The sequence below is a fragment of the Candidatus Darwinibacter acetoxidans genome, from assembly GCF_041936445.1.
In the GTDB taxonomy this organism is placed as follows: Bacteria; Bacillota; Limnochordia; order Darwinibacteriales; family Darwinibacteriaceae; genus DTU010.
The window spans coordinates 1-9,441 of sequence record NZ_JBHGXH010000032.1; the positions used below are offsets into that span (position 1 = coordinate 1).

At 59.4% G+C, this 9,441-nt stretch carries 11 protein-coding genes; all 11 read right to left on the minus strand.

From position 1 onward, the window contains the following. A partial coding sequence (locus ACE4YL_RS00900; protein WP_461369023.1) for an ABC transporter permease occupies positions 1-571 on the minus strand: 571 nt, incomplete at its 3' end. Continuing rightward, on the minus strand, positions 568-1,815 hold the full coding sequence (locus ACE4YL_RS00905; RefSeq protein WP_461369024.1) for an ABC transporter permease: 1,248 nt from the start codon (positions 1,813-1,815) through the stop codon (positions 568-570). The genes ACE4YL_RS00905 and ACE4YL_RS00900, both read right to left, overlap by 4 nt. Next, the gene (locus tag ACE4YL_RS00910; RefSeq protein WP_461369025.1) at positions 1,812-2,678 is read right to left on the minus strand and encodes an ABC transporter ATP-binding protein; all 867 of its coding nucleotides are present in this window, start codon (positions 2,676-2,678) and stop codon (positions 1,812-1,814) included. Before ACE4YL_RS00910 ends, ACE4YL_RS00905 begins: the two co-directional genes overlap by 4 nt. A gap of 96 nt (positions 2,679-2,774) precedes the next feature. Continuing rightward, the gene (locus ACE4YL_RS00915; protein ID WP_461369026.1) at positions 2,775-3,098 is read right to left on the minus strand and encodes a winged helix-turn-helix domain-containing protein; all 324 of its coding nucleotides are present in this window, start codon (positions 3,096-3,098) and stop codon (positions 2,775-2,777) included. Between the two features lie 17 nt (positions 3,099-3,115). Next, positions 3,116-3,787: a hypothetical protein gene (locus tag ACE4YL_RS00920; RefSeq protein WP_461369027.1), complete on the minus strand. Its 672-nt coding sequence runs from the start codon at positions 3,785-3,787 to the stop codon at positions 3,116-3,118. Between the two features lie 472 nt (positions 3,788-4,259). Next, a complete protein-coding gene (locus ACE4YL_RS00925; protein ID WP_461369028.1) occupies positions 4,260-5,588 on the minus strand; it encodes a bactofilin family protein in 1,329 nt (442 codons plus the stop codon). Positions 5,589-5,590: 2 nt separating this feature from the next. Beyond that, the gene (locus ACE4YL_RS00930; protein ID WP_461369029.1) at positions 5,591-6,070 is read right to left on the minus strand and encodes an anti-sigma factor family protein; all 480 of its coding nucleotides are present in this window, start codon (positions 6,068-6,070) and stop codon (positions 5,591-5,593) included. Next, positions 6,067-6,570, minus strand: a complete 504-nt coding sequence (locus ACE4YL_RS00935) for an RNA polymerase sigma factor (protein WP_461369030.1) — start codon at positions 6,568-6,570, stop codon at positions 6,067-6,069. Before ACE4YL_RS00935 ends, ACE4YL_RS00930 begins: the two co-directional genes overlap by 4 nt. A 166-nt stretch (positions 6,571-6,736) precedes the next feature. Then, on the minus strand, positions 6,737-7,363 hold the full coding sequence (locus tag ACE4YL_RS00940) for a response regulator (protein ID WP_461369031.1): 627 nt from the start codon (positions 7,361-7,363) through the stop codon (positions 6,737-6,739). Then, positions 7,364-8,416, minus strand: a complete 1,053-nt coding sequence (locus tag ACE4YL_RS00945; protein ID WP_461369032.1) for a sensor histidine kinase — start codon at positions 8,414-8,416, stop codon at positions 7,364-7,366. Beyond that, positions 8,413-9,174 (minus strand): LiaF domain-containing protein, encoded by a 762-nt coding sequence (locus ACE4YL_RS00950; RefSeq protein ID WP_461369033.1) that lies wholly within the window; start codon positions 9,172-9,174, stop codon positions 8,413-8,415. The genes ACE4YL_RS00945 and ACE4YL_RS00950 overlap by 4 nt, the downstream gene beginning before the upstream one ends. Positions 9,175-9,441 lie beyond the last annotated feature (267 nt).

Sequence of the window (9,441 nt, forward strand, 5' to 3'; positions counted from 1 at the left end):
CTTTCTCCTCGACAAGACCTGCCGCAGGAACCCAGATTCCCGCCATCACCAGGGCGTAGAATACCAGCAGGGGCACCAGGCGGATGGCGATCGGCAGTCCGGCTTCACCTAGCTGGACGGTCTCGACCTCGACCGGGGCGGCGCCGCCCTCGATCCCGCGCAGCAGATCTATGGCGGTGACGCTGATGATAATGCGGTTCGAGGCCAGGCTCTCTCCGCCGATGTAGAACTCCAGCTTCGGCCTCCTCCCTGCCCGCACCGCCTCGTCAAAGCCGGCCGGCAGCACCAGCCCGGCGTCAAGATCGTTATCTTCAACCTGTTTCTTCAACTCCCCGGCATCGTCAAGCAGGGTCAGCTCGATCCCCTCCATCTGCCGGACGGAGGATGTTATCTCCGATTGAGCCCGGTCCACAATCCCCAGGCGAGGTTTGGGCTCAAAGAGAGAGCCGAAGGCTACCTGGAAGATGAACGTCAGCGCCACCGGCATGATCACTGCAAGCATAAAGAAGGGGTGGCGCGGCCCCAGCTTCAGATCCTTGCGCAGTATGCTCCAGATTCGATTCAGGCTCATAACGACTCCACCTTCCTTTTTAGAACAATCAAACTCGTCGCGAAGAGAACTGCTCCCCAGAGCAGCGCATAACCCAGGGAGTTTATGGACTCACTCCAGCTGCTTTTATGGATGGTCACGTTTGCCAGAAGGTCGGCGATGGGATAGCTGGGGATCACCCGGACCCACGCGGATGCGGTGCCGGGAAAAAGCACCGCAAATGCGGGAATCATCAGCGGCACGCTGAAGAGAAGAGCATAGATCAGCTGGTCCAGGAAATCCTTGCCGGCAGCGCCGATAAGCATGGCCACGCCGGTAAAGAGGAGCGACCCGAGCAGCATGATCGTGAGTAGAAGCAGCCAGTTGGCCGGGGTGAACGCCCCCACCAGCGCCAGGATGGTTAGTCCCTGGAGCAGGGCCAGGCCGGTGCCGAAAAGAGTCTTGGCGGCAAGAAAGTGCCACATCTTCATCGGGGTGACCAGCAGGGCGGTCACGGTGCGCTGCAGCAGCTCGGTCGAGATAAGCGAAGCCATGGCATAGGTTTCCAATACCAGGGCAAAAAAGGCCAGCAGCGGCCGCATCTTGTCGCGCATCGAAGCCTGTGCGCCGCTGCGGTCCGGCCCGAGGATGATGGTCTCCTCCGCGGGCAGCTCCACGGGAAGCTCCCGGCCGGCGAGCTGGTAGGCAATTTCCCGGACAAAGCTCTGCATGGCCTGCCTGATCTCTTCGGGCACATCGGCATTTGCATAAACTGTCACCGTGGTTTTCTCTCTGCCGGCTACACCGGCGATGAAAGAATCAGGAAAGGCGATGCCGATATCAAGCCGCACCCGCTGCGCATCTTTGGGCTTCTTCTCTCCGGCGGACTTGTCGCGCAAAATCAGGCCGTCGCCCTCCCTGGCGCGGTAAACTTCGAGCGTGCCCTCGACGGCGCGCCTGAGCTGTGCCGCGCTCTCCAGCCCGACCAGTTCCAGCCCCTCCTCGGCGAATTCCGTTTGCTCCAGCTCCTGCAGCATCTCTGCGGATGCTCCCAGCTCGCGCAGCGCATCCTTCCCCTCGTCAATGATGGTTTGCAGCGGAGGGGATATGGCCAGGTTTATGTTTTCCTCAACCCTGTCGGGAATGAGCCAGAAGAGGGACCCGAAGCAGGCCAGGACTAATACGGTTAAAACAACATAGACCTTGTTCCGCCCGTAAAGCCGGAGATCTTTTTGCATGATCGCACCAATGATTTTTCCAAATGAGCCTGGTGATGAGCGCTTCATCCTTCCAGCCCCCTGCCGGTCAACTGGATAAAGATGGACTCGAGCGTGGCCTCTTCCGTGTGAATGGTCAACAGCTCCGGTGAAGCGGCCAGTTCGGCCAGCCGTTTCGAGGTTCTATCGCCGTCCAGCGGAATATGTTCTTCGCAAACACCGCCGTCATCGCTCCGCAGCCGCACCCGCACCGCACGCTGCCCGTACTTGAGCTTGAGATTCTCGGCGGAGTCGAGAGCGACGATTTTCCCCTCATTAATAAAGGCAACCCGGTCGGAAAGCTGGTCCGCTTCCATCATGTTGTGCGTGGTCAGCAGGATCGCCGCCCCGCGGTCTGCTTCCTCGCGGATGGTCCTGCGGATCGCCGCCGCCGTGACCGGGTCCAGCCCGTCGGTGGGCTCGTCGAGAAAGAGAACCACCGGCTTGTTAATGAAGGCGCGCGCAATCATCAAGCGCTGGCGCATCCCCTTGGAGAAGTTTCTGACGCGCTCCCCGGCCCGATCGGCCAGGCCCACCCGCCGCAGCAGCTCCATCGAATCGGGTCTCCTGATGCCAAAGAGTGAAGCATAAAAGTTCAGATTTTCCAGCGCGCTCATCTCCAGGTAAAGGTTCTTCTCTTCAAAGCAGACCCCGATCTGGGCCTGCAGCGCGGGGTCGTCCCTGCCGATTTCCCGGCCCAGAATCTGCCCGCTGCCGCTCCCCGGCGCAAGCAGCCCGGTGAGCACCTTTATCGTTGTCGATTTGCCTGCCCCGTTCGGCCCGAGAAAGCCGAGGATCTCCCCGGGGAAAACCTCGAAACTGATGTTTTTAACAGCCTGCAGGTCACCGTACCAGTAGCTCAAGTTTTTAACGCTGATCGCCGGTTCCGCCATTTTTTCACCTTCCTTTTAATAAAAAAATGTTCCGGCCTGCCCGGACCGGTCTACTAGCAAATGGAGCATGTTTCCCGGCTGCAGCTAACGGTCAGGCTACGGCCCATCTCGGGGGGAATCATCCTTGAAGCGCCGCACAATGCTTTCCAGGCCGGCAATATATTCCTGCAGCGCCTCCATCCCCCCGGGGGTGAGGGAGACAGAAGTAAGGGGCCTGCGATTTTTAAACTTCTTGGTGACGCTGATATAGCCGGCTTCTCCAAGGCGGCGCAGCTGCACCGATAGATTGCCCGAACTCAACCCCAGCTTCTCCTGCAGCTCGCTGAACGAGCAGCTTCTCTTTGTTCCTGCCGCCAGGTAGGTCATGATCTGCAGGCGGACAGGTTCATGGATAATCCTGTTAAAATCTGTTTTGCCCATTACCCCGGCCACTCCCGCTAACTGCCCGAACCGCTCGGGCGGGCATAGAGGTAAAGTGCTGCCAGGATAAAGCCGGCGGAGAAACTTAGAACCAGCATGGCCGGGATGGAGAGCCGCTCTGCTGCAAAGAGGGTTAGCAGCCCCGCGGCCACCAGCCAGAAGCCCAGCAGGTAGACCCACTTCATGTAAAAGACCAGGCTCAATGAAACAGTGAACAGCCCGAAGAGGAGAGCAAGAACGGGCACCAGGTAGAGAGTCATCTCCTTCTGGTATAGGAAAAAAACAGCCAGCGCGATGGCAGCCAGGTGAGGCAGGCTCATCGATATAAACTGGGGTGTATAGATCTCTTTTATCAGTTTATAGAGGGTCATATTGCTTTTCACCAGCCGCGCGCCCCGTAAAAAGTTGTTTATTTTTAGATAGGCGGTAAGGGGGATGGACAGGGCCAGCAGGATCCAGAACAGCGCTTTATAGTGCGCAGGTGCAGCGGCAAAGGTGCCGTAATGTTTCACAAGAAGGTGAAAGGCCGCGGCAAAGAAGGCGATTAATATGCCGCCGATAAGCAGTACACCCCTCAAAAGACCGCCGGCATCAAAAAAGCGAAAGATGCCGCTGCTCTTGAGAAAAGCCTCCTTGATTGCAGCCAGGTCGGAAAGCACTTCGTCCAGGTTCGGAGCTTCCTTCTTCATGGCATCCACCTCGCTAATAGGGTTTATATCATAAACTAATTTATATTGTAATTAATATTTCCGGCCTGTCAAGTTTGTTTCTGTATGAATCCTGGGAAAAGGCAATTAAGGCATCCCTCAATTTTCTTCTTTCCTAAGAGACGGCGATTTGTTACTCTACAAGTTTCCCGATCAAGTTTTACTCGAAACCTTTGCCGCCGGCGATCAATGCCAGGTCAAGGAGTTTCACTGGCATCCGCGGGGAGAGGCCTTTGCCTATATTGCGGAATCCGGAGACGGTAAGTCAAAGTCACCGTCCCTCCGACTCAAAAAACATTTGACAAAGGTTGGATTAAGAGACCCGGTGGTGATCGTCTCTCCGGAAATAAAATCGCCGGCCCTGTTCGGATTCCTGCGGCCGAAGTTTGGGCGCCGTTCGCATGAAAACGTAGGGGCGGGCTTCCACGCCCGCCCGCATATTTTGATGCAGCCCCTACGACTCGCTTTCAGTAGGCGCGGGTGGCCCCCCGGTGGGTGCCGGTCCCAGCGAGCCGAAGCGGGTGGCCAGGGCTGCGCCCACCGCCAGGACAAATATTACCAAAGAGAAAAGGGAGCCTGCCAGCGGGACCATGCTGATTGCGCCGAGGATCAGCACGCCGAGGGCAATCGCCCCTAGAGGATTGACCGGGCTTGCGGAGGCGGCGCCAACTATTTTCCCTCCGACAAGCCAAGAAAGGCCCGTGTAGCCGAGAATACCGGCCAGCGCCAGCGCCAGCATTTCTACAAAAATAAGGGGGATGCCGATGATCGTGATCGCCAAGAGGATCATTAGAGGCACGGCCAGGACCAGGGCCAGCAGTCCCCAGCCGATGACCGCTCCGGGCCGGGAGATGACAGCATCCCCTGCAGATTGGACCTGCCGCGGGAAAAGGGAGAAGGTCAGCGCGGCCAGGGCGAACAGAACCACCATGTTCAACAGTCCCCGGGCCACGTGCCCGGGCCAGCTGAACGGCGAGATCCAGGGGTAAACCCTCCAGCCCCGGGGCCACAGCTTGATGTTGCTGAATGCAGAGCCAATTCTCTCAAATACGGTGGCCAGAATACCTCCGATATCCTCAAGGTCATCGAGGCCGTGGAAGCGATAACCGTGCGATCGGAACAGCCGGTCGATCTCGGCTTCGCTGAGCTCCTCGACCACCTCGATCGAGCCCGCCCGGGCCCCTTCGGCAGCTTTAACCATGCCCTCTTCAACATAAATTCGGCCCCCGACTTCACTTTCGGGGCCGAGCTCGACAATGCCGCGGCTGAGAGCAACATCCCCGCGAACGGTGCCGGTGATGTTCACTATCTTTCCCCGGCTGGTAACATTCCCCAGCACCTCGCCGGGAATACGCAGTTCGCCGAGGCCGCTGTTCATGTCGCCGGCAACCGTGCCCCTGATCCGGACCGCACCAAGCTCCGCTTCCACGTTGCCGCCGACGGCTCCTTCCACGATTACCTCGCCCATGCGCGCCACCACGTCGCCGCTGACAGTGCCTGTGATCAGCACCTGGCCCATGTTGGCCTCCACACTTCCGTTGACCTCTCCATGCACGGTGACCTGCCCCATGTTGCTGTTCACTTTTCCGTTGACCGTGCCGAGGATCAATACTTCACCCATGTTCACGGTGACATTGCCGTTTACCGTGGTGCCGCGAAGAATCTCCAGGCTTCCCGCGGCCTTGTTGATATCGCCCTCGATTATGTTTTCTTGGGCGGCGGCGCTTCCCGCGAGCAACAGCAAGGCCAGAGAGAGAAGTAAAGCCCATGTTGCCTTTTTCATCATTAACATTCCTCCACTGTTTTTAGTTTTTTCAGCACTGATATCTCCAGCAAAACAAGCAGCAAAGCCGGCCCGAGCAGCCAGGCCCGGTCAAGGCTTTGCCCCAGGTAAATTATCCTAAAAAAGGCGTCCATAAGCAGGCCGCAGCTCCTGGTCAGGCCCACGCTCAACCACCAGGACCAGTAACCCGGAACCAGCAGCAGCGCGGCCGCCCCGGTAACCGCGAACAGCAGCGCCGCGACAAGGCCCGCCGGGAAGTAACGGGCCGGGGCCATTCGAGCCTTTGCAAGGACTGCGTTGGCAAAGTCAGGCCGGAGCGCAGCGCCGGAGCGCAGGCGGCCGGCCAGCTCCGCCGCTTCCTTGATTTCATGGTAGACCGCCCGGCAGGCAGGGCAGCGCTCCAGGTGTGCCGCATACTGCGCCCCCTCTTCTTCTCCGTCCACCACGGCCTGCCAGGTCGGCGGTCCGGGACATTTTTTCAACGGTCATACTCCCCTTTCTGCAGCGCTTCACGCAGCATGATCCGGCCCCGGTAGAGCCTGTTTTTTACCAGGCTGAGTTTAAGGCCGAGAACCGCGCTTATTTCAGCGTAGCTTAGATCATTTACGTGCTTCAGGATCAGGACCTCCCGGTAGATCGGGGGCAGAGCCCGCAGCGCCCCGGCCAACTCCTGCTCTGTTTCTTGCTGCAGGTAAATATGTTCCGGCCCCGGCCCCGGGTCTGCTTCCGCTGCGACTCGTTCTTCCACCGGGATTTCCCGGGCGGCGCGCCGCCGGTTGCGGCAGAGATTCAGGGCGATGCGGAACAGCCATGGCCCGGCCGGCCTGCTCCGGTCGTAGCTTTGCAGCCCGGCGCAGGCGCGTAAGAATGTCTCCTGGGCAATATCTTCCGCCAGAAATCTGTCTCCCGTATACCGCAGGGCCAGGCGGTAAATCGAGTTCCCGTGCTGTTCCACCATTTCCCTCAACAGTTCCTGCGGCATCTGCCACCGTCCCTTTCCTTCCTCATATAGTAATACACCGCCGCGGTAAAAAAGTCTGGTTTGCTTCCAGGGCGGCAAAATATCTTGTCCATATCCAGATCCATCCCCCTAAAAAACGGAATGGGTGACTTTACTGGGCGCGAAGTCCGGGTCTTTATACGGGGAATTAACTTAGTTTGTTCCGGATGGCGTAGATGGCGAGCTGGGTGCGATCACGCAGCGAGAGTTTTTCCAGGAGGCGGGTGACATGGCTTTTAACCGTCCGCTCGGCGATGAAAAGGCGCTCGGCAATCTCCTTGTTGGTGAGGCCTTCCCCGATCAGCTTCAGGACCTCTGTCTCGCGGGGGCTGATCTCGCCGGCGGCGTGCGGCGGTGACTCATTTATCTCCCGCATCATGCGCGCCGCCGCCATGGGGTGGAGGGTGGGCTGGCCTGCCACGGCGCTGCGGATGGCCGCGGAAAGCTCAGCCGCGGAGATATCCTTGAGCAGGTAGGATAGCGCACCGGCCCGGATTGCCGGCAGCACCAGCTCGTCGTCGGGCTTGCTGGTGAGAACGATCACCTTTGATTCTGGACTGGCGGCAAGGCAGCGTTTTGTCGCTTCCACGCCGTCGATCCCGGGCATCACCAGGTCCATGAGGATGACGTCCGGTTTGAGCGTTGCGGCCAGCGCCTCCGCTGCGGCGCCGTCCGCGGCTTCCCCCGCCACCTTGATGTCCTCCTCCGTTTCCAGGTAAATCTTCAACCCTTCCCGGACCATGCCGTGATCGTCAACCAGTAAAACCCGGATCATCTAATTCGCCTCCCCCGTTTCCATCGGGACAATGACGGTGATCTCCGTTCCCCGGCCGGGAGCGCTTTCGATGCGGCAGAGGCCGCCCACGGCCGCCGCCCGTTCGCGGATGCCGCGCAAACCCACGGCCGTTGGACGGAACCCGGCATGAGGGTTAAAACCGGTACCGTCATCTTTTATGCTCAGCAAAATTCCTTCGCTTACCCGGGCGAGCTTCACCCTGATGCGGCCGGCCCGGGCATGCTTGGCCGTATTATTCAGCGCCTCCTGGGCAATCCGAAAAAGGCACTCCTCGGCCTGCGCGCCCGGCCGAGCCGACCGGTCTATGTCCAGCTCGGCTTCCCATCCCTCGCGGGAAGCCGTGCCGGCAACATATTCATGCAAGGCCGCGCCCAGGCCTTGCTGCTCCAATGACACTGGGCGAAGCTGCATGATCAGCTCCCGTGTCTGGCTGTGCGCCTGCCGGGCCAGCGTTTCGAGCGCTTCCAGCTCCTGCAGCTCCGCCGCCGCAATTTTTTCGCTTTCCTCCAGGCGGCGGCGAATCGCGGCCAGGCGCATGGCCAGCGCAAAGAGCTGCTGGTTGACCGTGTCGTGCAGGTCGCGGGCCAGGCGTGCCCTCTCTTCCAGGGTGGCGCCGCGGCCGGCCTCCTCCGCCAGCAGCCGGTTCTCTTCTGCCAGGTGGCGCAGCTGCCCCACCGCTGTCTCAAGGTGTCCGGCCATCAGGTTCAACCGCTCCTCCAGCCATCCCACTTCGTCGGGGGGACCGGGGCGGAGCCGCGCCCGCAGGTTGCCGCGGGCGATTAACCCGGCCATGCGCCCGGCCTCCCACAACCTCAACTTTACCGAACGGGCGATGATAAAGCAGGCCGCGGCTGCGGCCAATCCCAGGATTACACCGGCGGCTGAACCGGCGGCCAGGGCAGTAGAAGGACTGAGCCCCAGGGCGGTGCCCACCAGGTACCCCCCCGCCACCAGCGCCGGCGAGCAAATACCGGCTACCAGGCAAACAGCGGTGAGGCGCCACTGCAGCCCAAAAATACGCTCATGAGTCATCTTATATCTCCGGGAGAGGCCGGAGCCCGCACCACGGTGAGCTCTCCGATACCGAGCCTGGCATCAATGCGCAGGACAGCGGCGGCATTCTCGGCTGTAATTTTCCGCTGCAGCGACAGCCCGCCGAATCCCGACCGGTGCTCGTCCAGCAGCTGCAGCGTGCCGATTGAGACCGCAGTGTCCAATTCGGCGCTGACATGGTCCGGCAGGCGGATCAGCAGCTCTCCGATACTCATTCTAACCGTAATGGTGTGGGTGCCTTCGCTGATCTCGGCCGTGGTCAGGTCCAGGACAGCATCGCCGACACCGTGTTGGAGATCGAGATCCCCGTCAAGGATCCAGGATTCCCGCCCATGATAGAGATCGCCCATTTTTAGATGGTGCGTGCAAGAACGAGAGTTTTCTCTTGAAATTCGGCAGCGCCATTTGAACCAGGTTCTGCTGCCAAACATAATCGAGGCGCCCAGAGCGATCAGTAAAATAGGCCAGGCATTGCGGGTGACATCCGCGCCCCTGAGCGTAGTTACCCCGGCATTGAAAAGGATCTCAAAGAGACCGATGCCGCCCACCCACAAGCCTGTTCCCAGCAGAAGCCAGGAAACTGACCAGTGAATGTAGCTGAGCCGGACCAGGACCATGCCCAGGAGCAGGAGAACCACGGGCCAGAAAGCCAGGCCAAAATTGTAGATCCCAATCCCCTGCAACATGGCGGCCACTCCGATAAGGAACAATACCAGCCCCCAAAATCTTCGTTCCATAATATCTCTCTCCTTCATGGTCAACTGGCGGCTTGTTTTCGCTTCGCGCGCGCCGCCGCAACACCAGTTTACCGGAAAAACCGGGACGCGCACAGGTCCCGGGGTCGGATTTATGCATCGTTCTTAAGGACGATTTTAACGGATTCATTCGCCATGCAACTTTCGATCACCTACTTAAACCCTGCACTGTTAATCTTCTTATCGTTGCCACTTATAAAACCTCAAGATCAGGAGATAGTAACAAGGGGTGGCTCAAATGAAAATTAA

Coding starts and splice junctions, on each gene's coding strand:
- ACE4YL_RS00905 (WP_461369024.1), bottom strand. CDS start 1,815: ATGAAGCGCTCATCACCAGGCTCATTTGGAAAAATCATTGGTGCGATC.
- ACE4YL_RS00910 (WP_461369025.1), bottom strand. CDS start 2,678: ATGGCGGAACCGGCGATCAGCGTTAAAAACTTGAGCTACTGGTACGGT.
- ACE4YL_RS00915 (WP_461369026.1), bottom strand. CDS start 3,098: ATGGGCAAAACAGATTTTAACAGGATTATCCATGAACCTGTCCGCCTG.
- ACE4YL_RS00920 (WP_461369027.1), bottom strand. CDS start 3,787: ATGAAGAAGGAAGCTCCGAACCTGGACGAAGTGCTTTCCGACCTGGCT.
- ACE4YL_RS00925 (WP_461369028.1), bottom strand. CDS start 5,588: ATGAAAAAGGCAACATGGGCTTTACTTCTCTCTCTGGCCTTGCTGTTG.
- ACE4YL_RS00935 (WP_461369030.1), bottom strand. CDS start 6,570: ATGCCGCAGGAACTGTTGAGGGAAATGGTGGAACAGCACGGGAACTCG.
- ACE4YL_RS00940 (WP_461369031.1), bottom strand. CDS start 7,363: ATGATCCGGGTTTTACTGGTTGACGATCACGGCATGGTCCGGGAAGGG.
- ACE4YL_RS00945 (WP_461369032.1), bottom strand. CDS start 8,416: ATGACTCATGAGCGTATTTTTGGGCTGCAGTGGCGCCTCACCGCTGTT.
- ACE4YL_RS00950 (WP_461369033.1), bottom strand. CDS start 9,174: ATGGAACGAAGATTTTGGGGGCTGGTATTGTTCCTTATCGGAGTGGCC.